We start from the raw sequence: 25874 nt of genomic DNA, 5'->3' as shown, positions 1-25874 counted from the left end.
TCCCGAAGGGCCAGTTGTGCAGTGGTGGCGGTCCGGCCCCAGCCTAAAGCCGCTCGAGTGTGGCGCGCGCGCCGATCTCGTGCAGCGAGTCGAGGGCGGCGGCGTACTCGGCGACGAAGCGCCCGTTCTGGGCGAGGTCGGCGAACAGGTCCGGATCGGAGATGAAGGCGAGCGGGTCGTCGACGTTCTGCTGGGCGCGCTCGACCAGCTTGTCGCGGAGCCGGTCGACCACCTCGATCGGCTGCCCCTGCTCGTCCACGCCCTCGGCGTACCGGGCCCAGGAGGCGACGACCAGCGCCGACGCCCTGATCTCCCGATCGGCCGCGAGCTGCTCCCGGATCACCGGGACCAGCCACTTCGGGATCCGGTCCGAGCTCTCCGCGCACAACCGCGCCAGCGTGTCCTTGACCTCCGGGTTCGCGAACCGCTCGATCAGCTGATGCCGATACGCGTCCAGATCGACCCCAGGCACCGGTGGCAGCGTCGGCGTCCCCTCCTCGGTCATGTAGCCGAGCAGGAAGTCCACGAACAGCTTGTCCTGGCAGACCTCATGCGCGTACCGATACCCCGACAGGTACCCCAGGTAGCAGAGCGCCTGGTGCGAGGCGTTCAGCAGCCGCAGCTTCATCAGCTCGTACGGCTCCACGTCCTCGACGATCTGGACGCCGACCTGTTCGTACGCCGGCCGCTCGCCACCGAAGTCGTCCTCGAGCACCCACTGCGTGAACGGCTCGCACACCACCGGCCAGCCGTCCTCGATCCCGAACCGCTCCGACAGCGCGGCCCGATCACCGTCCGTCGTCACCGGCGTGATCCGGTCCACCATGCAGTTCGGGAACCGCACCTCGTTCTCCAGGTACGAGGCCAGCTCCGGGTCCTTCAACCGCGCGAAAGCAGCCAGCATCTTCCGCGCGACGTGCCCGTTACCCGGGATGTTGTCACACGACATCACCGTGAACGGCGGGATCCCGGCCGCCCGCCGCCGGGCCAGCGCCTCGACCACGAACCCGAACGCGCTCCCCGGTGTCGCGCCCGGCTCCAGGTCGGCCTCCAGCCCGGTCGTGTCCAGCTCCCCCGTCACCTGGTTCACGTGGTAGCCGCCCTCGGTGATCGTCAGCGAGACGATCCGGGTGGCCGGGTCGACCATCCGGTCGAGGACGGCGTCCGGGTCGTCCGGCGCGAACAGGTAGCCGACGATCGAGCCGATGACCCGCGGTTCGAGCGTCCCGTCCGGGTGCTTCACCACCAGCGTGTAGAGGTGGTCCTGCGCGGCCAGGACGTCGGCCATCCGCCGGTCGTGCGGGAGGACGCCGACGCCCACGATCCCCCAGTCGAGGGCCTTGCCGTCGTTCATCAACGCGTCCAGGTACATCGCCTGGTGGGCGCGATGGAAGCCGCCGACCCCGAAGTGCACGATCCCCGGCGTCACCGCCGTCCGGTCGTACGCCGGGACCGCGACGTCGTTGCCCAGAGCTCCCAGTACGCCGGTCGCCAGCGCCGTCACTTGACCGCCCCCAGCGACAACCCCTGGACGAGTTTGTCCTGGGCCGCGAAACCGGCGATCAGCACCGGCAACGAGACCACGATCGACGCGGCGCACACCTTGGCGAGGAACAATCCTTGGCTGGTCACGAACCCAGTCAAGAACACCGGAGCCGTCTGCGCCACCGTGCCGGTGAGGACCCGCGCGAACAACAGCTCGTTCCAGCTGAAGATGAAGCAGATCAGCGCGGCCGACGCGATCCCCGGCGTCACCACCGGGGCGACCACCGACCGCAGCGTCCGGGTCAGCGAGGCACCGTCGACCGAGGCCGCTTCGAGGATCTCCGTCGGCACTTCAGACAGGAAGCTGCGCAGCATCCAGACCGCGATCGGCAGGTTCATCGAGGTGTACAAGATGATCAGCAGCCAGATGTTGTCCAGGAACCCGACCGACTGCGCAAACAGGTAGATCGGCAGCAGCCCGGCCACCACCGGCAGCATCTTGGTGGACAGGAAGAAGAACAACACATCCGTCCACTTCCGCACCGGCCGGATCGACAGCGCGTACGCCGCCGGGAACGCCAGCAGAATCACCAGCGCGGTCGACAGCACGCTCGCGGTCAGCGAGTTCGCCAGCGACGGCCACGGCCCGGTCGCGAAGAACTCCTTGTACCCGCCCAGCGACAGCGGCGCCCCGAAGTCCGGCGGGTTCTTCGCCGCGTCCTCCTCGGTGTGGAACGACGTCAGCAGCATCCACAACACCGGCATCACGAACAGCAGACCCACGACCCAGGCCAGCCCGGTCAGCGCGAACCCGCCGCCCCGGTTCTTCTTGCCAGTAACAATTGTCACCTGGCCGCTCATCGTCCGGTCTCCTCTCGGAACAGCGACGACACCGACCGCAGCGCGAAGGTCGCGATCAGGATCGTGCCGATCACCACGATCACGCCGGCCGCCGAAGCGCGGCCGTAGTCGTGCGCGGTGTAGAAGGTCTGGTAGATCGTGTAGGGCAGGTTCGCGGTGCCGAGACCGCCGGACGTGATCGTGAAGACCGCGTCGAAGTTCTGGACGACGTAGATCGAGCCGAGCAGCGCCGACAGCTCCAGGTACTGCCGCAGGTGCGGCAGCGTCATGTAGCGGAAGATGTCCCACTGACTCGCGCCGTCGATCCCGGCCGCTTCGATGACGTCGAGCGGGCGGCTCTGCAGCCCAGCCAGCAGGATCAGCATCATGAACGGCGTCCACTGCCAGACCAGCGCGAAGATGATCGACCACAACGGCTGGTTGCTGATCCAGTCCGGCTGGGGCGCGTTCTCACCGAAGACGCCCTTCAGCAGACCGTTGAAGAGCCCGTACGACGGGTTGTACAGCGCATGCTTCCAGAGCAGCGCCGCCGCGACCGGTACGACGAGGAACGGCGTGATCATCATCGTCCGGACGATGCCGCGGCCGCGGAACTTCCGGTCCAGCAGCAGAGCGATCATCAGCCCGAGCACCAGGCTGATCAGCACGACGCCGACCGTCAGCAGGATCGTCACCCAGATCGCGCTCCGGGTGTTCGCGTCGGTCAGCACCCGGCGGAAGTTGTCGATCCCGGCGAACCCGCGCTCGTCGGGGTAGTAGGCGTTCCAGTCCATGAAGGAGGTGATCAGCGTGACCACGAACGGCAGCTGGGTCACGACGATCATGAAGATCAGCGCCGGCAGCAACGGCGCCCGGCGAGCCCAGTCGCCGGTCTTGCGCATCATCGACCCGCTCTGGCCACCGGAATGCTTCGGTGTCGCGGCCGCGGGCTTGGTGTCAACGGACATGGCTCACTCCCCTCACTTCGCCGCGCGCGAGCGATACCGCTCCGCGACGTCGTCGGCGAGCACCTGCCCGCGTTTCAGCGCTTCCTCGACGGTCATCCGCCCGGCAATCGCCGAGCTCACGTCCTGACTGACCTGGGTGCCGAGATCCGGGAACTCCGGGATGTCGACGAACTGGATCCCGATCGCGGGCCGCGGCTGGGTGCCCGGGTTGCGCGGATCCGCGGTCTCGATGGCCGCCTTGGTCGGGGCCGCGAAGGAGCCGGCCTCCTGCAGGTACGCCGGGTTCTCGTACGTCGACGCCCGCTTACCGGCCGGGACGCGGGACCAGCCGAGCTTCTCGCCGACCAGCTGCTCGTACTCCTTGCTGGACGCCCAGGAGATGAACTTCCACGCGTTGTCCTGTTTCTTGCTGGCCTGCTGGATGCTCCAGGCCCACGCGTACAGCCAGCCCGACGAGTCGGTCTCCTTGACCGGCGCCGGCGCGTATCCGATCTTCCCCTTGACCGGTGAGTTCGGCGCCTCCAGCGAGCCGGCGGCCGACGTCGCGTCGTACCACATCGCGACATTGCCCTGGATCAGGTTGTTCAGGCACTCGGTGAACCCGGCCTGCGGCGCGCCCGCCTCGCCGTGGTTGCGGACCAGGTCGACGTAGAACTTGGTCGCCTCGGTGAACTCCGGCGAGTTCACCTGGGCCTGCCAGTCCTGGGTGAACCAGGTGCCGCCGAAGGTGTTCACGACCGTGGTGAGCGGCGCGAAGAGCTGGCCCCAGCCGGGCTGGCCGCGCAGGCAGATCCCGCGCATATCGGGCTGGGCCTTGTCGACCTTGGCCGCGATATCGGCGACCTCCTGCCAGGTCGGCTTGGCGGGCATCGTGACGCCCTTCGACTCCAGCACGTCCTTGCGGTACATCAGGAACGACGACTCGCCGTAGAACGGCTCACCGTAGATCTTGCCGTCCTCGCCGGACAGCGACTCGGTCATCGGCTTCAGGATGTCGTCCTGGTCGAAGGCGCTGTCCTTGGCGATGTGATCGGACAGCGGCGCGATCCACTTGCTCTTGGCGTAGATCGGGATCTCGAAGTTGCTCAGGGTCGCGACGTCGTACTGACCGGCCTGGCTGGAGAACTCCTGGCTGATCTTGTCCCGGACGTCGTTCTCGGGCAGCACGGTGAAGTTCACCTTGATCCCGGTCTGCTTGGTGAAGTTGTCGGCGGTCAGCTGCTGCAGGTCGACCATCTGCGGGTTGTTCACCATCAGCACGTTGATGCTGTCGGCCCCACCCCCGCCGGCCCCGCCGCCCCAGCCGGCGCACCCGCTCGTCGCACTCACCAGAAGTGCGACAGCGATCGCTCCGACGCGCTTTCCCTGTCTCGACACGAGCAACACTCCTCCGCTCATTTGAGCATGCCTCCGCTCACTGGGCACGAGTGAAGCGGAGTAGGGGTTGACCTGTCAAGAGGTTGTGCCACACTGTGCAGGGACCCGCTCATATGAGCGGCACACGTTTGGGGAGGCGGGATGGAGCCCATCGCGGGCGGACCGGCACAGCTGGTGCTGACGGCGTCGATCGCACGCCGGTACTACGTCGACGGCCGGTCCAAGGTCGAGATCGCGGACGAGTTCCGGCTCAGCCGGTTCAAGGTCGCGCGGCTGCTCGACCAGGCCCGCAGCAGCGGCCTGGTCCGGATCGAGATCAGCCATCCGGGCAACGTCGACCTCGACCTGTCCGCGCGGCTGCAGGAGACCTTCGGCCTGCGCCGCGCGATCGTCGTCGACACCCCCGAGGACGACCCGGCCGCGCTCAGACTCCAACTGGGTAAGGCCGCGGCCGACCTGCTGACCGAGATCGTCACCGCGGACGACGTACTCGGGCTGGCCTGGGCGCGCGCGGTGACCGCGATGACCGACCAGCTCACCTCGCTCGCGACCGTGCCCGTCGTCCAGCTCACCGGGGCCCTCACCCGCCCGGACGTCGAAGCCAACTCGGTCGAGCTCGTCCGGCACACGGCCCGGTTGTCCGGCGGTCCGGCGTACCTCTTCTACGCCCCGCTCGTCGTGCCGGATGCGACCACCGCGCGAGCTCTGCGCCAGCAGCCCGAGGTCGCGGACGCGATCAGCCACTTCGATGTGGTGACGAAGGCCGTCGTTGGGCTGGGCTCGTGGGCGGCCGGCCAGTCCACGCTGTACGACGCGATGGACGAAACCGCGTGTGAGCAGCTCCGGAAGCGGGGCGTGGTCGCCGATATCTCGGGTGTCTTCGTCGACGCGAACGGCGTCCCGGTGCAGAGCAAGGTGACGGATCGGGTGATCGCGATCAACGCCGAGCAGATGAACGCGATCGACGAGGTGATCGCGATCCCGTACGGGTTGGCGAAGGTGGACGCCGTGCGCGCCGCCGTCCGCAGCGGGCTGGTGAATGGCCTGGTGACGCACAGTCCGCTCGCCCGGGCGCTGCTCGACGCCCACAATGAATGAGGTGGAAACCCCTCTGCTCGGCGGCACCGCGAACCGCGGCCTGGTCGTTCGGGTGCGCGACACTGTCCGCCGTCCGATCCGGGCCAGCAGCCCGTCCGTCCATGCGGTCCTTCGCCATCTGGAGTCGGTCGGTTTCGAGGGTGCTCCGCGTTTCCTCGACGTGGACGCTCAGGGGCGGGAAGTGCTTTCCTACCTCCCCGGCGAGACCGTGACACCGCCGTACCCGGCGTGGGCCATGACGGACGCCGCGCTGGACAGCGTCGCGATCCTGCTCCGCGAGTACCACGCGGCGGTCGCCGACTTCCCGGCCGCCGGTTTCAGCTGGCTCGAGCCGGTGCCCCCGGCGTACGTCGACGGCCTGATCAGCCACAACGATCCGAACCTGGACAACATCGTCTTCCGGGACGGCGTCGCCGTCGCCCTGATCGACTTCGACCTGGCCGGCCCCGGCTCCGCCCTCTGGGATGTCGCCGCCGCCGTCCGCCTCTGGGCCCCGCTCCGCCCGGACGCCGACATCCACGACGCCCGCCGCGGCCGGACCCACAGCCGCCTCCGCCGCTTCGCCGACACCTACGGCCTCGACGAACCCGACCGCCACCGCCTCGTCGAAGCCACCGCCGCCAACCACCTCTGGTGCATGGACTACGTCCGCCGCGGCGCCGCCAACGGCCACCGCTGGTTCCACGAACGCTGGACCACCGGCGAAGCCGACCTAACCACCCGCACCAACACCTGGTTCACCCACCAGACCCCAGCCCTCCAGGCCGCCCTGTTGCAGTAGTCACGGCCCCAAGGACAGGACGTAGTCGGCTGCGTAGAGCGGCCCGGGAGCGGGGCGCTCGGGGTGGAGCGGCGGTCCCCAGGGGGCACCTCCTGTCGTTCGTGTCGGAGAATGGGGCGGGTGAGTGCGCGTGTGGTGTTGCTGGCCGGGCCTTCGGGGGCCGGGAAGTCCCGGTTGGCCGAGTTGACCGGCCTGCCTGTGGTTCGGCTGGACGACTTCTACCGGGACGGCGACGACGAGGCGATGCCGCGCTCGCCGCTCGGCATCGTGGACTGGGACGACCCCGCCTCCTGGGACGGCGAACGCGCGGTGGCAGCGCTGGAACAGCTCTGTACGACGGGGTTCGCGGATCTGCCCATCTACGAGATCGCCGCCGACGGGACGGTCGGGCACCAGGAGTTCAGCACCGGCGGCGCATCGCTGATCATTGCCGAAGGCATCTTCGCCGACCAGATCACCGGCGCGCTGCGGGAGCGCGGCCTGCTGGCGGCCGCGTTCTGCGTCTATCACCACCGGGTGGTGACCTTCCTCCGCCGCTTCCAGCGGGATCTGCGCGAGCACCGCAAACCGCCGTTCACGCTGCTGCGTCGCGGTCTGCTGCTGCTCCGTGACGATCCACAGGTCATCCGGCGCTGTGTCGAGGCCGGGTGCGAACCGCTGCGCCCCAAGGCCGCTCGCCGCCGGATCGACGCCTTGTTGGCCGAATCACAGCGCATGGGAGGTACGCCCTAAGTTCGACCGTTGTTCACCTCATCCTGATTCGCTGGGCGGGTGAACCGCACGGCGCCAGGTATCGCCGCTGTTGTGACCGCCCTGCTGCTCGGTCTGACCGGCTGCGGCAGTGACGCGGGCGCTGCGGTACGTCCGGCCGAAGTGCCGAAACCGAGCGTCGCACCGGTCAAAAGCCCACTCGCCGGGCTCGCGGTCCTCCCGCGCGGCTACATTGCCGACCCGAAGAGCGCCCCAGGGCCCTTCACCGCCACGAGCTTCCTGGCCGAGCACTCCGCCGACCCCGCGCTCGACCGCGCCCTGCTGCTGAACGCCGGGTTCGTCGAGGGCTACCGGGCCAGCCGCCTCAGCCCGGACAAGAAGCAGCGGTACGTCGTCCAACTGTTCAAGGCCGCGACCCCAGCGAAGGCCAAGACCCTCCAGGAAGGTCGCTGGTACCAGACCGCCCGCAAACACCCCTTCCGTGTCCCCGGCGCGCTCAGCGACACCCAATCCGGGTACGACGGCAGCCACGGGCGCAATGAGGCCGTCGCCGAGGCGAGCTTCGTCGTCGGCTCCCTGGTCGCCGAGCTGTCCGTCCACGGCTCAGCCCCGCTGGGCACCGACGTACGGCCGGACACCGCGCTCATCACCGCGCTGGCCGCTCAGCAGCAGGCTCGGCTCACCAGCAAGTCCGGCTGACGGTCGCGTTCGGGCTACCCCTGGTGGAGCCCGCGGGGTAGTTCGCTCCTGCCGCGCGATTCGTAACGTGCTGTGAATGAAGCGATTAGGGATCTTGAGCGGCTCGGTCGGCTGGTTCGTCGGGGTGGTGCAGTTCTTCCTGGTGATGACACTGGTCGAGCTCGCCTGGACAACGCCGTACAGCTGGGCGCACAACAACATCAGCGACCTGGGCAACGTCTCCTGCGGCGACTTCGGCGGCCGCTACGTCTGCTCACCCCTACACACCTTGATGAACGTCTCGTTCACCACCGGCGGAGTCCTGATCATCCTCGGCACGATCCTGACGTACGCCGCCTGGCCACGCACCGCGATCAGCTGGCTGATCCGTCTGTTGCTAACAGCAACCGGCATCGGCTGGACCATCGCCGGCCTCTACCCCGCCGACGTCAACGAGAACCTGCACGTAGTCGGCGGAGCCTTCGTCATCTTCACCTGCGGCAACCTGGCCCTACTCCTGACCGCCTTCCTCCGAACCGGCCCCCTGGCCAACCTCCGCCGGCCAGGCCTCACCTTCGGCGCCCTCGGCCTCACCGCAATGCTCCTACACTTCACCGGCACCGGCCTAGGTCTCGGCACCGGCGGCATGGAACGCCTAACCGCCTACGGCATCCCAATCTGGCTAGCCCTCGCCGGCCTCCGCCTGTTCCGCACCGACCCGCTCAAGACACATGACGAGATCGACTCGCCCCCGCCGGCCACAGCTCCTCGATCAGCGCCTCAGTCTCCGGGCTCAACACCAGACCATGCCTGACCACCCGCTCTCCGAGCGCTTCGACAACAGCCTCCGCCGCCGCAACTCCGCCGTACCGATGCTCGGCCTGCAGCAGGTCACGCCACAGCAGATCGGAGCCTGAGGCAAGTCTGAGCCCGGCGCGGGCGGCACTGACCGCACCGGCCGGATCGTCATCGCCCAACGTCAGCTCGAACAGCCGATGGGCAGTATCGACAACCAGATCCGGTACGACGCGCTCAAGGTGGACACGAGCGATCCACGAGTAGCCGCCGCGCGGTCGGCCGCTCAGGAACGGGCCGCGGACGAGGTGCAGACCGCGACGCAGGAGTTCGCGCTCGTCGCGGATCGTCCGGGCGGTGCGGCTGCGCCGGACCAGGTCGCAGAAACAATCCCAGTCGACCGCCACCTCAGGCCCGAGGTAGAGCCGGCCGTTCGGATCCAGGCGAAGCTGGTGGCCGCCCTGCGAGTCCACACCGAGCCACTGCCGAACCCGCTCGACCGCCAGATCCCGAACCTCCGACGTCACACCCCGGGGCCAGACCGACGCACCCAGCACGCTCGGGTGCACGCCGCCGGGATGCAGGGCCAGGAACGTGACGATCTCCGTCGCCAGCGGCCACCGCTCGGCATCGATCGCGTTCGGACTCCGAACCTCGACCGTCCCGAGGACTCCGACCCGGACCGCCGCGGTGACCCAGTTCGAGTCGTCGCCGGCGCTACCAGTGGCCGGAACGCGAACCCGGCTACCGCTCTCCGACGGAAGCCTGGTCGTCGCCCGGGCCGCAGCCAGCAGCTCGGTCACGAGCTCAACAGTCGGTTCGGACAGCCGACTGGCCGAGAGCACCAGCCCCAGCGCAGGAATCAGCAACGTGCCGGACTCGTCCACCTGCAGCTGCCACCGAGCACCAGGCACCTCGCCCGCGACCATCAGCCCGAACCCGGCCCGGGGCCGCGCCGCGAGTACCGCGAGCCGACGCCCGGCGTCCTCGTCCGGCGGAGCGCCCAGGACGACGTACTGCGGCGCTGCGTCAGCCGACCGGGTGACCCGGCCACTGAGCACCTCGGCCGTCGACTCGCCCTGCTCGAAATCGGGGAGTACCGCATCGATGTCCGGGACCACACGGAGCCGGTCGGCGAGCACTTCGCCCACGGATTCCGGTAAACCGGAGGTGGTCACCTGGAGCAGATCACCCCACGGGTTGGTCGCCAGCTGCACCGCGACCGACGTCGCGACCTCGCGGGCGACGACCGAGTCGCCGCGGACACTCAGCGCACCACCGGCCGCCTCGAGGTCGACGAGTACGTCGCGCTCGTGCTGGTCGCGACCGAGACAGACCAGAGCGGGGTACGGCGCGGGGCCGGTCGCGTCGGCCGCGACATCCGATCGCTCCAATCGCCATCGCCGTCCGTCGTCGAGCGCTTGCCACGGAGCCGGAGCGTCCGTGCGGGCCGGCGCCAGCAAGAGCTCGATCGCGTAGTCGTCGACCGCGGCGGCGAACAACGGTGGCAGTGGAACCTCCGCCGCGTCGCACTGACCGACCAGACCACGCAGCGCCCGGTCGAGGGCCTCCGACCGGGCCGGGTCGGAGCCAACCCGCAAGGCCACCTCGGCTACCGCGGCGGCCGGCTCCGGGTCGCGACCGCGCCGCCGGTACCGCTCGGTCAGCAGGAGCCCGAGGATGCCGGCCGCGACGAGTCCGCCGCCGAGCAGGTCGTTCGGCAACCTCCAGCGCGAGTCCTGGTGCCCATTGTCTCCGGCCGGTTGGTGTTCGCCGCCGCCGGTGGGCGTCTGGTGGCCGGAGCCACCCGCGCCGTCGGCACCGCTGCCACCGGTTTGCTCGATGTCTGGGGCGTCCACACCAGGCTGCGGCGAGTCGACCGGCCGGGGGTCGGCCGTCCGGACCGGCGTCGGCGCCGACTCGACCGGCTGTCGCTCGACCCCAGTGGCGTCCTCGGGCATGATCAGCGTCCAGCCCGGCTGGATCAGCCGGGCAAGGTGCAGGTGGCGGCCGTCGGGCTGCACCCGCTCCTTGTTGAGCTCGTAGATCTCCTTGTAGCGCCGGCCATCGCCCAGATGCTTGTCCGCGATGTCCCACAGGCTGTCGTGACGGTGCCCGTGCGGCGCTTTCACGACGTACACCTTCTTACCCGCCAGCGGGTCCTTGCTGGTGACCTTCCCCGACTCCTGGGGTGTGAACCGATCGAGGTCGATCCGCTGCTCGGTGGCCGGCTTGTCGGCCTGGGTACCGGCGGAGATCGAGACCGACGACTTCGGCGTGACCGGGACGCCGACGCCCGCCGTCACCGCACCAGCCTGACCGGCCGCGATCCCGGTCAGCAGCAGAGCGCCGACCAGGACCCTGGCCAGCCGCTGACTCCCACCGCCGAGCGGAATCGCTCGCGGCACGCCGCGGCCGCGGACCGCGCTGACGAACTCGGCGAGCACGCAGCAGGTGAAGTGCAACCAGGCCAGCCAGACGACAGCCCGCAGGACGGTGAGCACGGCGTCGACACCGATCGGCGCCGTCAGGTCCTCGCGGCTCGGCCAGCCGTGCGGGAACGGCGGGGCTCCGGTCAGCAGCAAGAGCGCGACCGGCACGCCGATCACGAGCAGCAGCAGCGCCAGGGCAGCCAGAGCGGCCGTCGCCGTGGACCGACGCTCCACCGGCGGCTCCTGGTGGAAGCGGCCTGGATCCGGTGCCTCGGTGAACCGCTCGGGCCGGGGTCGCTGGGTCGTCATGCTGGTCGTCTCCTAGCCGATCCCGATCTGGGGCACCGCGGTGGCCGCACCGCGGATCGTGAAGGTGTTGATCCCGATCAGCGACAGGATCGCCGTGTCGACGCTCGACTGCGCGGACGCGCTCACTTCGTTGCCGTCCACAACCACCGAGATATCCGTGTAGCCGCGCGCGCTGAGGAAGTCGGTGGCCACCGCTGTGGCCTGATCCGGGTCGACCCGGATCAGCCCGGTGTCGCGCAGGGTGGGAACGTCGATCGCGTTCGCGGCCGAGCGGGCCGCCTGCTCCGTGTCGTCGGTCAGTTGGCTGCGTTTGTTCAGCGCCAGACCGCCGTCGATCACGATGCCGGCGCCGACCATCAGCACCGTGGCGAAACCGAGCATGAAAATGGTCGCCGAACCACGCTGGTCACGGCGCCGCCTGCCGAGCCGGCTCATCCCGTCCTCCGATAGGTGTCGATCGGTGCCGAACTGCTGATCGTCACCGTCTTCGAGCCGGGCAGGCCGATCAGCCCGAGACCGTCGTACGAGACCTCACAGCTGATCGTGACCGTCAGCATGCCGCCGGACACGAAGTTGCCGCTCAGCTCCGGACCAGAACACGCGCCGACGTCCTGCAACGAGGCGGCGGCGATCTCGGCGACGACGGCCAGCGCATCGCCTTCCTCTTTCTCGAGCGTGGCCGCGCGGACGGCGTCCCGGGTCGTGGCCTCGATGTCACCGCGGACAGCGACGTACCGGCCACCGGCGACGACCAGCATCATGAACGCGACCATCAGCGGCGCGAGCAGGACGATCTCGACGGCCATCGAGCCCCGGTCGCCGCGCTGCCGGCGCAGTCGCCACTCAGTCGTCCGCACGGAATTCCTCCAGCGGCGCCTGGACGACCTGGGTCACGGTCGGCGGGTCGACGAACGGTGTGATCTTCTGCGCGTGACCGGTCACCTCGACCCGCACCTGCTCGGTGCCGACCGGGCTGACGACCACCCGCACGTCCTCCAGGATGCCCTTCCCGATCTTGGCGGTGTAGGCGATCCCGGCGGCCTCGGCCTGACCCGCGTCCAAGGTGGTCCGGGCGACCCGAGCGGTCTCCCGGGCCGCTGCGGACGCGGCCTGGTTGCCCAGGTAGATCAGCGACAGCTGGATCGTCAGGAAGATCGCGAGCATCAGAATGGGCATGTAGAGAACGAGCTCGATGCTGCTCGCACCGCGCTCGTCGCGCCGACGGCGGGCCTGCTCCCGGCCGGAAAATTTCATCGGTGTCCGGTCAGCCCAGGTCGAGGTTCTCGGCCTTGCCGGTCAGCTTGTCCAGGATGATCGCGCCGACGGCGATGGCGATCCCGATCAGCAGCGCCGAGATCAGCACCCATTCGACTGCGGAGGCACCCCGCTGTGACCGGCGGGCATGCTGGATCCGGCCTTCGACCAGAATCTTGAGCAGAACGAATGCCTGGTTGGTGGGGTTGAACATGTCGATCACTCCTCGGTGCGGTCCGGGCTCACAGCCCGACCACACGGGCTACCGCTGGATAGGTCAGGAACAGCAGAAATCCCACGCACAACAACATCTGGGCCATCAGCATGGATTGGGACCGCGCCTGCGCGCGGCCTTCGGTGTCGGCGAGTTCTCGGCGGCGCATCGAGACCGCCCGGGCGACCAGTGAGTCGCGGACCTTGGCGCCGTCCTCGGCGACCAGGGCCAGCGCGGCCGAAAGATCCCGTAGCTCGTCGAGCGAGACCTCCTCGCCGAGCTCGCCGAGCGCCGCCCACGGGGTGACACCCTGTAACCGCGCCGTTTCGAGAGTGTCCCGGATCCGGACGAATGCCCACCCGTCGCTGATCCCGGCCGCCGACGACAACGCCTCCGGTACGCCGCGGCCACCGGCCAGGTTCATCGCGACCAAATCCAGGAACGAGCTGACCACGTGGCGGAAGTCCCGTCGCCGGTCGGCCGCGACGGCCCGCAACTGGACCGTCGGCAGGATCGCGCCGGCCACCGCCCCGACGACCGCCAGCCAGATCGGCACGATCCCCGGCAGGCTCCCGGTGACGACGCTGACCGGCAGCAGCAGGAAGAAGGGGACCACGAAACCGGCCAGCGCGCCCACCAGGCTGCTCGCCAGGTGGGCCTCCAGAGACCGGCCGGCGATCCCGAGGTCGGCGCGGACCGACGTCGGCAATTGGATGCCGCGGGCATCGAGTGCCCGACGCAGACCGGACCCGAGCCGCCGCATCCGCAGCGACTCCTCCTGGTGCCTGCGATCCGCGGTCAAGCTCACCTCGCGGCGGTAGCGCCGCCGGTCCGCGTCCAGTTGCAGCAGCCCGGCGGCGCCGCTCGGAGCCGAGCTGCCGAGGAACCGGATCAAGAGCAGTAGGCCCGCACCGACCATCGCACCGGCCAGCATCACCAGCGTCATCGCACCGCACCCCGCTCCGGCACCCGGTCCCGGGCGTGCAGAAAGCGTTCGGGCATCTCGAACGTTGACAGCCGCCGGAGCCAGAAGAAGCCGACCGCGAACAGCCCGAGAATGATCAGCAGCACGAACTGGCCGACCGGGGTCGAATAGGGCTGAACGTACGGCTTGTTGAACAGCGACAGCCCGAGCACGACCACAACCGTGACAGCCATGACGATCTGGACACTGCGCCGGGTGCTGCGCCGGCCGGCATTCACCCGCTGCCGCATGTCCAGCGCGGCGCGGGCCGACTCCGACAGCGAGGTGAGCACCTCACGCAGTCCGGGTCCGCGGAGCCTGGAGTTCAGGATCAGGCTCGCGACGATCAGGTCGACGCTGGAATCGTTCATCTCATCGGCGAACCGCTGCAAGGCCTGCGGCAGCGGAACGCGTACCCGCAGCCGGTCTGCCAGGGCGGTCAGCTCTCTGGAGATCGCCGGCGAGGCGGCGTACGCCGTGGCCGGGATCGCCTGTTCGAGACCGACCGCGCCGGCCACCGTGTCTCGCAGCGACTCCGTCCAGCCTGCCAGCCCCTCGAGCCGGGCGATCGCCTTCGCCTCCGCGGCCGCGCCGCCGAACAGCGCGGGCCAGACGAACACCAGCACGCCCGTCGCCGCGGCGGCCACCGGCCACCTGGTGAGCAACAGGATCAACAGCCCGACGCCGATGGCGATCGGTAGCCGCAGGCCGGCCCGGCGGAGCGCCGCCGTCAGCGCAGACGGCGGCTTCAGCTCCGGGTCCTCCGCACGTGGGATCAGCGCCAGGACCAGAAGCAAGACGCCGCCGCCGACCAGCCCGCCGAGCAGGATGATCAACAGCAGCGTCGCCGACGGAGCCGTCACGAGGCCCACCCCGCCGGGGCCGAGCCGCGGTAGCCGACTGCCTGCAGTTCGGGCAGGCAACTGATCGGCGCGGCGGGCATGATCACGCCGTCCGGTCCGGCCCGGAAGATCTCGCTGGACAGCACCCGGCCGTCGACGCCATTCACCTCGCGCACCGACGTGACGATCCGGCGCAGCTCACCACCGGCCGCGAACTCGTTACGGCGCTCGACGAACACCACGAAGTCGATGGCGCCCGCGATCAGCATCATCGTCGCGTCGGCCGGCAGCCGTTCGGCCGACTGGATCGCGTAAGTGCAGATCCGGTTGAAGACCTCCAGCGAGGAGTTCGCGTGGATCGTCGACAGCGAGCCGTCGTTGCCCTGGCTCATCGCGTTCAGCATCGTGACGATCTCGTCGCCCAGCACCTCACCGACGATCACCCGGCTGGGGTTCATCCGCAGGCTGCGGCGGACCAGATCCGCCATCACGATCGCGCCGTGGCCTTCGGAGTTCGGCAGCCGCTCCTCCAGCGAGAGCACGTTCGGATGCAGGTCCTCGTACTCACCCAGGCCGAGCTCGAGCGCCCGCTCGATGGTGACCAGGCGCTCGTCGGGCGGGATCTCGTTGGCCAGCGCCCGCAGCAGGGTCGTCTTGCCGGCGTTGGTCGCACCGGCGATCATGATGTTCTTGCGGGCCGCGACCGCGGCGGACAGGAACGACGCCAGCTCCGGCGACATCGTGCCGTACTCGACCAGCATGTCCAGGCTCACCCGGGACAGCCGCGCCCGCCGGATCGACAGCGACGGCCGCGCACACACCCCCATCAACGCCGAGAGCCGGCTCCCGTCCGGCAGCCGCAGGTCGAGCTGCGGGTTGGCCGAGTCGAACGGACGGCTGGCCAGGCCCGAGTACGCCGCCAGGGTCTGGATCAGCTCGACCAGTTCGTCATCGGAATCCGCGACCGGCTGCCCGATCTCTTCCCGGCCGTCGGCGTACCCGACGAAGACCCGGTCGCAGCCGTTGATGTCGACGTTCTCGACCATCGGATCGTCGAGCAGCGGCTGCAGCCGGCCGACGCCGAACAGCGCGGCGTGGATCCCGTCGGCGAGCTCCTGCTCCTCGAGCGCACTCGGTGGAGTGCGACCGGACGCGATCTCGCCACGGGCATGCGTCTCGAGGACCCGGCCGACGACGGCTCGGGCGAACTGACGTTCGTCCTCGGCGGTCATCTGCGGCAGACCGTTGGCCGTGTCCTCCCGGCGCTGCCGGGCGAGCACCTCCGCGACCTCTTCGCGCAACCGCCGGACCAGCGACTGATCCATCAGGCCACCCCCCAGCTCTCGGCAGCCTTGGCGTTCTGCAGCGCGATTCTGCGGAGCCGCTCGGTCAGATCGGCTGCCGAACGCACCAGCAACGACGCCCTGGCCTTGCGCCCGGCACCGGCCCGGATCGCCGCTGCGGCCTTCACGTCCTCGGCCAGCACACCGAGCACGGTGGCCTGCAGCCGGGCCCGATCCAGGATTGCCTGCACTTCACCCACGACGTGGGTGTCCCGGTACGACGCGATCAGCGCGACACCGACCGGTACGGCGTCGTACGTGCCCAGCCGGAGCACCTCGGAGAAGCCGCGGATCCACTCCCGCAGATGGGACAGCCCCTCGACGGTCGGTCGCGCGATCAGCAGCAGCGCATCAGCATTCTGCAACACCGGGACCGTCGCGGACCCGGGCATCAGCCGGCCGCAATCGGCGATCACGTCCCGGCCCGGCACGCTCCGGAACAGCCGCGCCAGATGTTGCCAGGCCGGCCCGAGGCCTTGCACCTGACTGGGCGAAGTCACCCCGACCAGCACCTCGAGACCACCGGACAGCATCTGCACGTGGTCGGCGAGCTGCACCTCGGTGCTCCCCCGGCGCACCGCCGCTCCCAGCGAAAGCAGACCGCGCTCCGAGTCCAGTGGTACGCCGGCCTGGTCGCGGTACCGCAACGCGATGTCGCCACCGGCCGGATCGAGGTCGGCCAGGATCGGATCACCCGGCCAGGCTCCGGCCAGCGCGACGGCGGCCGTCGTGACGCCTGGAGAACCCTTGGCCGCAGCCAGGACGAAGAGGCCCATTACTTCGGCTCCACCGACGTACCGCGCTTGAGGACGGCCGCCGCGATCCGATTGTTGCCTGAGGCATCAGTAATCGCCTTGACCAGGGACCGCTCCACCAGCACCGTCGCGCTCTGCGCGGTGGTTGCCTTGTCACCCAGCCCCGACCCGGTGGCGGCCGGCTTCGGTACGTCGAGCACCGTCCCGGTGCCGATCGTCACCGGCGCCGTGGTGCCGTTCCCGATCTTCACCAGCTCGACCAGATCGCCTTTCAGCAGCCCGCCGGCGGGCACCCGGCCGCCGACCAGCACGATGCCGACCTCCGCCTTGCCGTCGGCGATCGGCGCCTCGGCGGTCGTCTGCTGCGGATCGAGCAGCTGCCCCTTGAGCATGTTGACCTTGGCGTACCGGTTGAGGATCTGATCCACCTGATCGACCCGGACGACACGGAGCGAGTCACCCGCCACCCGGGTCTCGGCCAGGTCCGCCCGGGTGATCCGCTGCCCGACGCCGATGTTCTCGCGAACCTGTACGACCGCCTGGCGCTCGTCCATCCGGATCGCCAGCAATCCGGCGATCAGCGCCCCGCCCACGATCAGCAATGCGGCCAGGGCCGCAACCGCCGGCCGCCGCCGCGCCGAGTTCGTCGGCAGCTTTCCGCCGGGCCCACGAGTCGTCCCGACCCCACGCTCGGCCCGCTGCCGCTGCCGGTCGACCGCTTCCCTGCCGGTGCTCGTGGACATCTGCCCCGCTCCTCGAAATCGCAGGGCAACTCTGAACCGTTCCGGCGCAGCTCGCCCCCGTCTGGCGTCCCGTCCGACCCTAGTGCCCGACCGGACCAGACCCACCAGGCCCAGCTCGATCCGCCCAGCCGAACCTCTGAATCCTAGCCCACGAGCCGCAATCGATCGAACACGAACAGTTGTCGATCGCAGCCCCGGAGCACGGCTGAGCGCGCGACGGAATCCGCCGTCCAGCCGCGCACATGGTAAACGTTGACACTGCCATCCGGTCCCGGATCCGGCACCCTTTGCACCTTCCTGCAAAGGTTTCATCGCCTCGGCCGCGCGGCGCCGGGTGCGCATTGCAACAAAGTGCAGCCTGGTTGCGGGTGTTACTCGGGAGCTGTCAGGCTGCGGATTGATGCCCTGAGCAGGTATTGCCGGGTGTCTGGCGAGGGGGCCGTCGACTGGCCCTCCGGAGCGTTACGTTGTAGCTACGAGGTGCTTGGTTCGCACCACCAGGAGATTGGGGAGTTCCGATGTCGGGAGACATGGTCGGCGGCAGCCTGCCGGAGATGGAAGCTTTGAAGAAGAAGCTGACCGAGTTCCAGACGCAGCTGAGCCAGCTGAAGACCGCGTCCTCGGGTGTGGTCACCAGCACGACCTGGAAGGGCAAGTACGCCGACGACTTCCGCACGGCCTGGAGCCAGTGCGAGAAGAACATCGGCAACATCGAGACCGACCTGGCGCACGCCTCGACCGCGGTCGAGAAGAACCGCCAGGCCATTCAGACCGCCACCGGCGGCTGACCCAGCTCTCCTCCGGGAGCCGGCCGACCTCATCGAGGTCCGGCCGGCTTTCGCGTTCCGGCGGTTTCAGGTTGCCGAGGGCAATCAGTCGCCGGGCGCGGCGACCTGGACGGGTTCCCAGCGGCCGCCGGCGACGAACAGCGCCCGGCCGGGCGGAGTACCCCCGGCCATCCCGCGCGGCAGGTTGATGCCGAAGATCTCGGCATCGTCGTACTTCTGCGGGCTCAGGACGATACCGGCCCTGGACTTCTTCATCGAGGCTGCCGGGCCGCGGTACATCGTGGTCAGATCGCCGGCTGTGCCCGCTCCGATGACCAGGTTGCCGGTATCGCGCAGCAACCCGACCCGGGCGTCCACCAACTCGGCCATCGGGCTGTCCATGCCGAGCAACTCCAGGTCGTCGACAACGATCGCGAAGGGGCTGGTCAGTCCGTCCAGGACACTCTTGACCTGCTCGATATCGGCCTCCGCCCCATACACCCCGGCGATCCCCGGCTGTCCGGTCAGCTCCCGCAGTGGGCTACGCCGCGGCACCACGGCGAGCACCTGCCAGCCGCGCCTGGTGACCGAGTCGATCATCGTCAGCAGCGTCGTACTGCGCCCGGACCGCGGTGGCCCAACTACCAGTAGCCCAGGCCCGTGCTCGTACGCGTCGAAGGCCCGGATGCCGAGGTCGTCGCCACCGACGCCGACCAGAACCTCGGTCGGCCGCAAGGGCTGCGGACCGAGCTCCAACGCAGCGGCCGTGCCGATCGACGCCGGCAGCGCGTCCACCCGGAACGGCCGAAGACCGATCGGGATCTCCGACTTCGGCGTCGCGGCTGCGCCGATCCGGTGCAGTGCGGCAACCTGCGCCGTGCCGTCGTCGTCCTTGTCCAGCAGGGCGACTTGGGTCTCCAGCAGGCCCGACGAGCGGAATCCCCGGCCGGGCGGGAACTTCTCCGGAACCTCCTTGGTCGGCATACCGATCATCAGGAAGTCGGACGGATCGGTCATCCGCAGCATCAGCCGGTCCTCCATCAGGGTGGAGATCCGGCCGACCAGCGCCGTCCGGTCCGCGGTCATCACCACCTTGACGCCCACCCCCGCCCCTTCCTGCAGGATCTGCATCCAGGCATCGACCAGCCGGCCGCCGTCGACCGATTCGAACGCCGCCACGAATCCTTCCCAGCGGTCGAGCAGGACGACGAGATAGGGCAACCGCTCGTCCGCGGGGGCGGCTCTGCGCTGCTCGGCGACGTCGGCGAAGCCTTTCGTGGCCAATTGCTGCTGGCGGTTGCCGATGACCGCCTGAAGCCGGCCGGTCAAGCGGGTCAACCGGTCGACCTGCTCACGGGACACGACCGCGCCGGTGTGCGGAAGGCTGATCAGCGGAAGCAAGGCGTTGTTACCGCAATCGACGCCGTACAGGTGCAGATCCCTCGGCTCGATCAAGCGGCCGATCGAGCCGGCGATGGCGCGTAGCGTGGCCGAGCGCCCGCTGCGGGGAGCTCCGATGATCGCCAGCTGGCCGGCTGACTCCAGGTCGTAGGTCGCCACCTCGCGAGCCTGCCGGTTCGGCACGTCGGTCAGGCCGAAGGGGATCGGCGGCAGCACGCCGTCCTTGTCGGCGGCTGCCACCTCCAAGTCGGCCAGGGTGATGATGTCGCCCAGCGGCGGCAGCCAAGGACTCGGCGGCGTCTCGATCCCGGCCAACTCCGCCGCACCCCGCAGAGCCTTCACCAGCGTCGCCAGGTCGGTCGGCACCATGACGTCGTCCTCGGCCTCCTGCACCTCGAAGATCGCCGGTCGGCCCAGGTCACGCCACTCGATCGGCCGGACGCCGACCGTCGCGGCCACCAGGCCCGGTGGGCGGCCACCGACGCGGGAGGTCTGGAACGGGATCAACGAAGAGTGTCCCAGCCGGGCGTAACCCCGGCCGGGTGTGCTCTTGGAGATGTACGCCGCATCGGGCGCTTCGAGCACATCGGAGCTGTCCCCGGCATCGGTGACCCGGAGTGCGATCCGCAGGTTCGTGTTCGCCTTGATGTCATCGCTGACCACACCGGCTGGGCGCTGGGTGGCCAGGATCAGGTGCACACCGAGCGACCGGCCGCGCCGAGCGATATCGACGATTCCAGTGACGAAGTCGGGCAGCTCGGACACCATCGCGGCGAACTCGTCGATCACGATCAGCAGCCGTGGCATCCGTTCGTCGGTCGCGCCCATCCGCTCGAGGTACGCCTCGATGTCCTTGGCGCCGGCACGGTCGAGCTGGCGCTCGCGGCGGTGCAGCTCAGCAGCCAGCGAGGCGAGGGCCCGCGTGGTCAGGTGACCGTCGAGGTCGGTGACCATGCCGACGGTGTGCGGCAGGTAGCTGCAGTCCTTGAACGCCGCGCCGCCCTTGTAGTCGACGAGCACGAAGGTCATCTCGTCGGGTCGGTTGCCAACGGCAAGCGATGCGATGATCGACTGGAGCAGCTCGGACTTTCCGGCGCCCGTCGTACCGGCCACCAGACCATGTGGACCGTCCCGGACGATGTCGACGCCGAACGGGCCTTCGGCGTCCTCGCCGATCATCGCGTAGGTGGTGCGGCCGCCGCTCAGCGCCCACCCGTTGGCGAGCTGGTCGGGTGCCGGGGTTTCCATCCCGAGCACCGTCAGCAATCGGCTCGAGGCCGGAACGGACGTAGCGTCGTCGCCACCGGAGACATCCTGGATCGGCGCCAGCGATCGGGCCAGCCGGTCGAGCCACTGCGGAGTGACGAGGTCCGGGCGGATGCCGTCGATGATCGGCGTACCGGTCCGCCGCAGCCGCCACCACTGGCCGTGCGGCTCGATCACCGCGTTCGCCTCGTCGGGCAACTGCCGCCCGTCGCTGTCCAAGCAGATGAATCGGACACCCACCGACGGCCCGTCGTTCAGCAGCCCGACCACACCGGGGATCAGCCGCAGCCGGCGGGCGCCGTCCATGATCACCACGATCTGCTCCGCGAACAAGGCCGGTTGCGGGATCGGCGAGTGGGAGTTCAGCGCCTTCCGGCGCGCCTCGACCAACCGGGCCAGCTCGTTGATCCGCCGTACGGTCGTCTCGTCGTCGTTTCCGATCGTCCCGAGGAAGCCGTCGTCCTCGGTACCGCGAACGTGCGGAAGCCAGCGCATCCACTGCCAGTTCGCCGCGGATTCGGGCGGGCAGAGGACGGTCAAGCGCAGCGTCCGAGGACTGTGCAGGGCCGCGAGCTGACCGGCCAGCCAGGCGCCGATTTGCTGGGCCGAACCGCCGCTGCCGGAGACACCGAGCACACCGACGCCGACGAGCGGAAGGGTGGCCGGCACGTCAGGCGCCGTCCAGGTCCGCTTGCGCAGATGACTGTCGAGCGACTGGTCCTCGACCATCACCTCACTGGGGAGATCCGCGATGCCGACCCTTAGTTCCAACCAGTCAGGGTCGGTCGGACGCCGTTCCCACAGGCGAGCACGCGGACCGGTGGCGAGCAGCAGCACAGCGGCCGGATCCGGCAGGTCGCGGCGCCGAGCGTTGCGTTCGGCAACGAGTGCCCGGCGGGCATCACGCTCGACCCGGGCCTTGTGTTCCTGGTACTTGGCAAGCTGGACACGGTATCCGGTCTTGCCTTCTTTCCGGCTCTGCAGATACTGGCCGACGTACATCAGCGGCGACAACAGCCCGAACAACAACATGCCGGGCTGCTTGAGGATCAGTGCGAGGGTGACGCTCCCGACCAGCGGCAACATCATCACGAGAAGCGGGAAGGTGGGTTTCTGGGCCTTCTCCGGCTCGGTGGGCAACGCGAACTCGGTCATTCGCGGCGGCGGCAGCAAGCGTGGCGGGCGGTTGAAGTCGAGCGTCCCCCCGGCCGGGTTGGGCGACAGCGAGGCATCCGGAGGCTCGACGGCGGCGAGGGTGAGCATCACCGGGCCGATGGTCAGCTGGGCGCCCGGAGGCCAGTCGCTGCCGGTCCAGCGGCTCCCCGCGCTCAGGTCGCGGCGGTCCAGCTCGACCAGCGCCGGCTGCTGCCCGGGCTCCAGGACGTACGTCGTCTCCTCGGCGCCCGTCTCGTCCGGGATCACGATCGGGCCGGCCAGCGGATTGATCGGGCGCTCCATCCCGGTCGCACCGCCGAACTCCTCGGGCCGGATCGTCACTTCCCCGGTCACCGCGACGTTCAGCGTCGCCACCAGCGGCGGAACACCGGAGCCGATCAGGCGAACGCCCGCATCGGCCGAGCTCCCCATCGTGTAGGTGCCCATCCCCAGCCGATGCACCGACCCCGCACCAGGACCACTGACGACCCGAACCTCGACCACCCCGAGCGGCTCGGTCGGCAGACAACCGCGCGAGTCACCGATACTGAGCAGCGTCCCCTCGCGCAATGGCGAAGCGGCCAGCGCCAGCCGCGGATCCACCGGCTTCCCGTCCACGAACACCGGCGGCACGACCTCCCCGACCGGCGCCGATTCGTGCAGATTGACCACATTCCCGGGCCTCGCCGTCCCCCGCCCGACCGCCGCCACCAACCGCGGAACCAACGCCCCCACCGTCAGCCCGGCCTCAGCATCGACCAACACGTCGACACTCTTCCCAGCCGCCGGATCAGCCACCGTCAGCACAAACCGCATGCGTCCCAATCCCTTACCTCGACCAGCGCGACCCACCGATCCTGCCACGCCCGGACCGCAAACCAGCCCGCCCAGCCCCTAACCCCCCGGCGTAGCCGTCGGACGCGGCAACTTCCCCGTCGTCGGCAAACCCAACTGCGTCACCGTCTGCCGAATCAACGCCACCGCGTCCTGAATCGCGTCCCGGCCATCGACGCGCGGGTGAATGCTGACGAAGTAGTGCCAGTCGCCGACGATCAGATGGGCTGTAGCTGCCTCGTCCAGGTCGTTCTTGCTGGTCGCGAATCCCATTCCTTCACCCGCCGGGAAGACGAACTCCACTCCGCCGCCCGCCAACTTCGAGGGCACCAGGTTGTCCCAGCGCGCAACGCCACCGATCTGCGTCACCGAGATATCCAGCGCCTTGAGCGGAGAGTCGTTGGTGTAGACGCTGCAGCCGGCCTGGTTCAGCTTCGAGCCGTCCTGGTTCCGGTTGTTGCCACGCAGGTCCGTCTTGGCACCCTGAATCGAGAACTTCGAGGTACCGATCGCCGTGACGACGCTCTGCTCGGACACGAACCCGCAAACCGTTTTCCCCGTCACACTCTCAGTCGGCAGCGGCGTCGCTCCGACCTTCTTGTCCGGGTCTGCGGTACAACCTGCCAGCACCATCCCAGCGACCGTGATCGCGACCACACCTCGCCGTACCGTGCTGCTGATCATGCTTGTCATCACCCACCAAACAGCGGGAACTCGTCCCGGTAGACATCCACGATTGTGCCCTGGATCCATTCGTACGGCGCTTGCCCACCGCGCTCGCCCCAATCGAGATACGCCTTGCTCTCGAAGTCGAACCGCAACGGAACCAGCGGCTTGCCGTCAGGCCCCATCTTGAAGGCTCCCGGCGGCGGTGGGACGAACTTGTTCGGTGCATCGGGCGTATTGGCCTGCTGGTAGAACTTCGGATCGAAGTACCCATTGGCCAGCAGGCTGTTCATGGCCAGCTTCCGCAGACTGTCCTGACCGTCGCCGGCCGCCGGGTTGTAGAGCTCCTTGGCATCCTGTTTTGGGCCCTTCCCGAGCCCGTCCAGCGCCGCGGACTTCGCCTGGTCGATGATCAGGCCGGACCAGTCGCCGGTCGGCGACGGAATGACCGGCAGTTTCAGCGCCACCCCGAGCGCCTTGGAGATGGCCTCGGCCCGCTTCTTCTGGAACTCCTGGTCAGTCTTGTCGCCTTCGTAGCCGGCCGTCATGACGAAGCCGAGTGTATTGGCCAGCTGTGTGGCGGCAGCGTTCAGGACCGGCGACTTCTCGTCGTCCTTGATCATGTCGACCGCGGCGTTCGGATCCTTCTTGAGCGCCTCGGCCATCGAGTGACCGAACATGAGCTGACCGGCCGCCAACACTCCGGTGGACACGATGGTGAGGTTCTTCTGCTCCTCACCGACCACGCCGAGCAGCTTCCTCATCAAGCCCGCGCTCATGACCGCGCCGTACGGCCCTCCCGGTGGGAAAGAGTCGCCGGCTTCTGCCGTCCAGCCACCACCGAGCGGATCACTGGACGGATTCTCGGTACCCGCGACGCGGATCAGGTCGGGGCTGTAGCTGGCGAGGATGTGGGCGAGGCTGTCGCGCATGTCGGTGCCGGGTTTCCAGCCTTGGCGGGAGTTGAGGCCCAGGGCCCAGACGTCGCCGCTCTTCTTGCCTTCGCCTGCTTTCTGGCCGAGGAGGAGGAAGGTCTGGCTCGCGATCACCGCCGAGATGCGGCCGTTCTCGGAACGGTCCCGCCAGTTGGTGGTTGCCGCCTGGAGGGCGTTGCCGAGGGCGTCGGCGTTGTCGTACTTCCAGGTTCGGGCCTGGAGCAGGTACTTCATCCGGTCGTTGACCTTGAGCTTCTGACCGTTGACCTCGATGTCGGCGGTCTTGGCGTTGGGGTTGCCGACGTCGAAGAAGTTCTGCGCGGCCTGCGGGTTGTGGCTCAGCGCCTCCATGATGTTCGCCATCGGGTCCGGCATGATGCCGCCGTCCGGCATGTAGGCGCCGCCGAAGGCGTGGTCCGGCGGGTAGTAGCTGCGCGGCTGCCAGACCGGGCCCTTCTTGCCGTGCTCACGTTCGTAGTCGTACACGGTGTTGCTGACCGTGCCGAGGAATTCGGTGGAGTACTGCCCGTAGCGCATCAGCAGTGTGAGTGCGGAGGCTTGGCCGTACTTGACCTGGCCACCGTCACCGGGCTGCGTCCCACCCTCGGTGATGGCCGCGGCGTACTTCCTCGCGAAATCCGCCGGTAGCGCGAGCTCACCGGTGTTGCGGGTCGCCGTACCGAGCGTCGTTCCCATTGCGGAGACCAGCGCCGGGTAGTTCGTCTTCCACTTCTCGTACTCCGCGGCCGTGCGCGAGGTCGGGTGGCGCATGATTTCGTCGCGCTGACGGGACACCCTGAGCAGGTAGTCCGACATCTCGGTCGGCGTCATACTCCTGGCGAACCCGGCCGCGAAGTACGGGTCGTTCTGGTACTTCGTGATCTGCGCGATCAGGTCCGGATCGAGCTTCCCGTCGGATTCCTTCAGCTTCTTGGCCGCGGCGGCGCCATCGGCCTGTGCTTGTGCCGGCGGGACGTTCGAGAGCAGCGACTCGTCGATCTGGACCGTCGACTGCGGGCCCTGCGTCTGCGCCTCGATCTGCTGGGCCAACGCGAGCCGACGCCGCAGGCCTGGGAGCTGGTCGTTGATCCAGCCGGCCGACTGGCTGATCTTCGTCGTACCGGACGCCGTACCGAAAACATGCGTACTGCTGGACTTCATACTGCCCGCCGAGTCGGTCAAGGACTTCGACGCCTCGGCCAGCTTGCCGATCAGGTCGGCCATCGCCGCCAGCCCGATGCCGGACATCACCATCTCGGCA

The 25874-nt window shown here is 68.9% G+C and carries 23 protein-coding genes; 6 read left to right on the top strand and 17 right to left on the bottom strand.

All coding sequences use genetic code 11. The features are described from left to right. Positions 1–43: 43 nt before the first annotated feature. Genes HPO96_RS30935 through HPO96_RS30920 form a run of 4 tightly spaced genes read right to left on the bottom strand, consistent with a single transcriptional unit; the run spans position 44 to position 4670 of the window. On the bottom strand, positions 44–1504 hold the full coding sequence (locus HPO96_RS30935) for a mannitol dehydrogenase family protein (RefSeq protein WP_171677920.1): 1461 nt from the start codon (positions 1502–1504) through the stop codon (positions 44–46). Beyond that, positions 1501–2346, bottom strand: a complete 846-nt coding sequence (locus HPO96_RS30930; protein WP_171677919.1) for a carbohydrate ABC transporter permease — start codon at positions 2344–2346, stop codon at positions 1501–1503. The genes HPO96_RS30935 and HPO96_RS30930 overlap by 4 nt, the downstream gene beginning before the upstream one ends. After that, positions 2343–3293 (bottom strand): carbohydrate ABC transporter permease, encoded by a 951-nt coding sequence (locus HPO96_RS30925; RefSeq protein WP_171677918.1) that lies wholly within the window; start codon positions 3291–3293, stop codon positions 2343–2345. The genes HPO96_RS30930 and HPO96_RS30925 overlap by 4 nt, the downstream gene beginning before the upstream one ends. Positions 3294–3305: 12 nt before the next feature. Further along, complete coding sequence (locus tag HPO96_RS30920) at positions 3306–4670, bottom strand: ABC transporter substrate-binding protein (RefSeq protein WP_337796881.1); 1365 nt, start codon at positions 4668–4670, stop codon at positions 3306–3308. Between the two features lie 141 nt (positions 4671–4811). Between HPO96_RS30920 and HPO96_RS30915 the strand changes: the two genes are divergently transcribed. From HPO96_RS30915 to HPO96_RS30895, 5 genes are all read left to right on the top strand, one after another. Then, positions 4812–5768, top strand: coding sequence for a sugar-binding transcriptional regulator (locus tag HPO96_RS30915; RefSeq protein WP_202886630.1), 957 nt, complete (start codon positions 4812–4814; stop codon positions 5766–5768). Continuing rightward, complete coding sequence (locus HPO96_RS30910; protein WP_171677916.1) at positions 5761–6549, top strand: phosphotransferase; 789 nt, start codon at positions 5761–5763, stop codon at positions 6547–6549. Before HPO96_RS30915 ends, HPO96_RS30910 begins: the two co-directional genes overlap by 8 nt. A 120-nt stretch (positions 6550–6669) precedes the next feature. Then, positions 6670–7281: an ATP-binding protein gene (locus tag HPO96_RS30905; RefSeq protein WP_171677915.1), complete on the top strand. Its 612-nt coding sequence runs from the start codon at positions 6670–6672 to the stop codon at positions 7279–7281. A 39-nt stretch (positions 7282–7320) separates the two neighbouring features. Next, on the top strand, positions 7321–7959 hold the full coding sequence (locus HPO96_RS30900) for a hypothetical protein (RefSeq protein WP_171677914.1): 639 nt from the start codon (positions 7321–7323) through the stop codon (positions 7957–7959). 76 nt (positions 7960–8035) lie between these two features. Further along, positions 8036–8752 carry a DUF998 domain-containing protein gene (locus HPO96_RS30895; RefSeq protein WP_171677913.1) on the top strand — a complete coding sequence of 239 codons (717 nt, stop codon included), beginning with the start codon at positions 8036–8038 and terminating at the stop codon, positions 8750–8752. Here the strand turns inward: HPO96_RS30895 and HPO96_RS30890 are convergent. The 10 genes from HPO96_RS30890 to HPO96_RS30845 are packed head-to-tail and all read right to left on the bottom strand — an operon-like array spanning position 8661 to position 17589. Beyond that, positions 8661–11474, bottom strand: coding sequence for a BTAD domain-containing putative transcriptional regulator (locus HPO96_RS30890; RefSeq protein WP_171677912.1), 2814 nt, complete (start codon positions 11472–11474; stop codon positions 8661–8663). The genes HPO96_RS30895 and HPO96_RS30890 overlap by 92 nt on opposite strands. 12 nt (positions 11475–11486) lie before the next feature. Then, positions 11487–11909, bottom strand: a complete 423-nt coding sequence (locus HPO96_RS30885) for a pilus assembly protein TadG-related protein (protein ID WP_171677911.1) — start codon at positions 11907–11909, stop codon at positions 11487–11489. Next, positions 11906–12331, bottom strand: coding sequence for a TadE/TadG family type IV pilus assembly protein (locus HPO96_RS30880; protein ID WP_337796880.1), 426 nt, complete (start codon positions 12329–12331; stop codon positions 11906–11908). Before HPO96_RS30880 ends, HPO96_RS30885 begins: the two co-directional genes overlap by 4 nt. Then, positions 12318–12728 (bottom strand): TadE/TadG family type IV pilus assembly protein, encoded by a 411-nt coding sequence (locus HPO96_RS30875; protein WP_171677910.1) that lies wholly within the window; start codon positions 12726–12728, stop codon positions 12318–12320. The genes HPO96_RS30880 and HPO96_RS30875 overlap by 14 nt, the downstream gene beginning before the upstream one ends. Before the next feature lie 10 nt (positions 12729–12738). After that, positions 12739–12942 carry a hypothetical protein gene (locus HPO96_RS30870; protein WP_171677774.1) on the bottom strand — a complete coding sequence of 68 codons (204 nt, stop codon included), beginning with the start codon at positions 12940–12942 and terminating at the stop codon, positions 12739–12741. A 28-nt stretch (positions 12943–12970) separates the two neighbouring features. Continuing rightward, a complete protein-coding gene (locus tag HPO96_RS30865; RefSeq protein ID WP_171677909.1) occupies positions 12971–13888 on the bottom strand; it encodes a type II secretion system F family protein in 918 nt (305 codons plus the stop codon). Then, positions 13885–14769: a type II secretion system F family protein gene (locus HPO96_RS30860; RefSeq protein WP_171677908.1), complete on the bottom strand. Its 885-nt coding sequence runs from the start codon at positions 14767–14769 to the stop codon at positions 13885–13887. The genes HPO96_RS30865 and HPO96_RS30860 overlap by 4 nt, the downstream gene beginning before the upstream one ends. Beyond that, positions 14766–16073: a TadA family conjugal transfer-associated ATPase gene (locus HPO96_RS30855; protein WP_171677907.1), complete on the bottom strand. Its 1308-nt coding sequence runs from the start codon at positions 16071–16073 to the stop codon at positions 14766–14768. The genes HPO96_RS30860 and HPO96_RS30855 overlap by 4 nt, the downstream gene beginning before the upstream one ends. Continuing rightward, entirely contained in the window at positions 16073–16867 is a 795-nt protein-coding gene (locus HPO96_RS30850; RefSeq protein ID WP_171677906.1) for a CpaE/TadZ family protein, read from the bottom strand. The genes HPO96_RS30855 and HPO96_RS30850 overlap by 1 nt, the downstream gene beginning before the upstream one ends. Beyond that, positions 16867–17589 carry an SAF domain-containing protein gene (locus HPO96_RS30845; protein ID WP_171677905.1) on the bottom strand — a complete coding sequence of 241 codons (723 nt, stop codon included), beginning with the start codon at positions 17587–17589 and terminating at the stop codon, positions 16867–16869. Before HPO96_RS30845 ends, HPO96_RS30850 begins: the two co-directional genes overlap by 1 nt. 518 nt (positions 17590–18107) lie before the next feature. Between HPO96_RS30845 and HPO96_RS30840 the strand changes: the two genes are divergently transcribed. Next, entirely contained in the window at positions 18108–18377 is a 270-nt protein-coding gene (locus HPO96_RS30840) for a hypothetical protein (RefSeq protein WP_171677904.1), read from the top strand. Positions 18378–18461: 84 nt separating this feature from the next. Here HPO96_RS30840 and HPO96_RS30835 read toward each other — a convergent pair whose 3' ends face one another. The 3 genes from HPO96_RS30835 to HPO96_RS30825 form a co-directional block, all read right to left on the bottom strand. Then, positions 18462–22994 (bottom strand): FtsK/SpoIIIE domain-containing protein, encoded by a 4533-nt coding sequence (locus HPO96_RS30835; RefSeq protein ID WP_171677903.1) that lies wholly within the window; start codon positions 22992–22994, stop codon positions 18462–18464. Positions 22995–23072: 78 nt separating this feature from the next. Continuing rightward, positions 23073–23669 carry a hypothetical protein gene (locus HPO96_RS30830; RefSeq protein WP_171677902.1) on the bottom strand — a complete coding sequence of 199 codons (597 nt, stop codon included), beginning with the start codon at positions 23667–23669 and terminating at the stop codon, positions 23073–23075. Between the two features lie 35 nt (positions 23670–23704). Beyond that, the gene (locus HPO96_RS30825; RefSeq protein ID WP_171677901.1) at positions 23705–25867 is read right to left on the bottom strand and encodes a DUF6571 family protein; all 2163 of its coding nucleotides are present in this window, start codon (positions 25865–25867) and stop codon (positions 23705–23707) included. Positions 25868–25874: the final 7 nt, after the last annotated feature.

It is taken from the genome of Kribbella sandramycini (genome assembly GCF_013131805.1).
Taxonomy (GTDB): Bacteria; Actinomycetota; Actinomycetes; order Propionibacteriales; family Kribbellaceae; genus Kribbella; species Kribbella sandramycini.
Note: the sequence above shows the minus strand (reverse complement) of the source record. Positions and strands in the feature narration are given on the sequence as shown.

Excerpts from the sequence above, each read along its gene's own strand:
- HPO96_RS30930 (WP_171677919.1), bottom strand. The coding sequence starts at position 2,346 with ATGAGCGGCCAGGTGACAATTGTTACTGGCAAGAAGAACCGGGGCGGC.
- HPO96_RS30925 (WP_171677918.1), bottom strand. The coding sequence starts at position 3,293 with ATGTCCGTTGACACCAAGCCCGCGGCCGCGACACCGAAGCATTCCGGT.
- HPO96_RS30915 (WP_202886630.1), top strand. The coding sequence starts at position 4,812 with ATGGAGCCCATCGCGGGCGGACCGGCACAGCTGGTGCTGACGGCGTCG.
- HPO96_RS30910 (WP_171677916.1), top strand. The coding sequence starts at position 5,761 with ATGAATGAGGTGGAAACCCCTCTGCTCGGCGGCACCGCGAACCGCGGC.
- HPO96_RS30895 (WP_171677913.1), top strand. The coding sequence starts at position 8,036 with ATGAAGCGATTAGGGATCTTGAGCGGCTCGGTCGGCTGGTTCGTCGGG.
- HPO96_RS30890 (WP_171677912.1), bottom strand. The coding sequence starts at position 11,474 with ATGACGACCCAGCGACCCCGGCCCGAGCGGTTCACCGAGGCACCGGAT.
- HPO96_RS30885 (WP_171677911.1), bottom strand. The coding sequence starts at position 11,909 with ATGAGCCGGCTCGGCAGGCGGCGCCGTGACCAGCGTGGTTCGGCGACC.
- HPO96_RS30875 (WP_171677910.1), bottom strand. The coding sequence starts at position 12,728 with ATGAAATTTTCCGGCCGGGAGCAGGCCCGCCGTCGGCGCGACGAGCGC.
- HPO96_RS30870 (WP_171677774.1), bottom strand. The coding sequence starts at position 12,942 with ATGTTCAACCCCACCAACCAGGCATTCGTTCTGCTCAAGATTCTGGTC.
- HPO96_RS30865 (WP_171677909.1), bottom strand. The coding sequence starts at position 13,888 with ATGACGCTGGTGATGCTGGCCGGTGCGATGGTCGGTGCGGGCCTACTG.
- HPO96_RS30855 (WP_171677907.1), bottom strand. The coding sequence starts at position 16,073 with ATGGATCAGTCGCTGGTCCGGCGGTTGCGCGAAGAGGTCGCGGAGGTG.
- HPO96_RS30850 (WP_171677906.1), bottom strand. The coding sequence starts at position 16,867 with ATGGGCCTCTTCGTCCTGGCTGCGGCCAAGGGTTCTCCAGGCGTCACG.
- HPO96_RS30845 (WP_171677905.1), bottom strand. The coding sequence starts at position 17,589 with ATGTCCACGAGCACCGGCAGGGAAGCGGTCGACCGGCAGCGGCAGCGG.
- HPO96_RS30840 (WP_171677904.1), top strand. The coding sequence starts at position 18,108 with ATGTCGGGAGACATGGTCGGCGGCAGCCTGCCGGAGATGGAAGCTTTG.
- HPO96_RS30835 (WP_171677903.1), bottom strand. The coding sequence starts at position 22,994 with ATGCGGTTTGTGCTGACGGTGGCTGATCCGGCGGCTGGGAAGAGTGTC.
- HPO96_RS30825 (WP_171677901.1), bottom strand. The coding sequence starts at position 25,867 with ATGGTGATGTCCGGCATCGGGCTGGCGGCGATGGCCGACCTGATCGGC.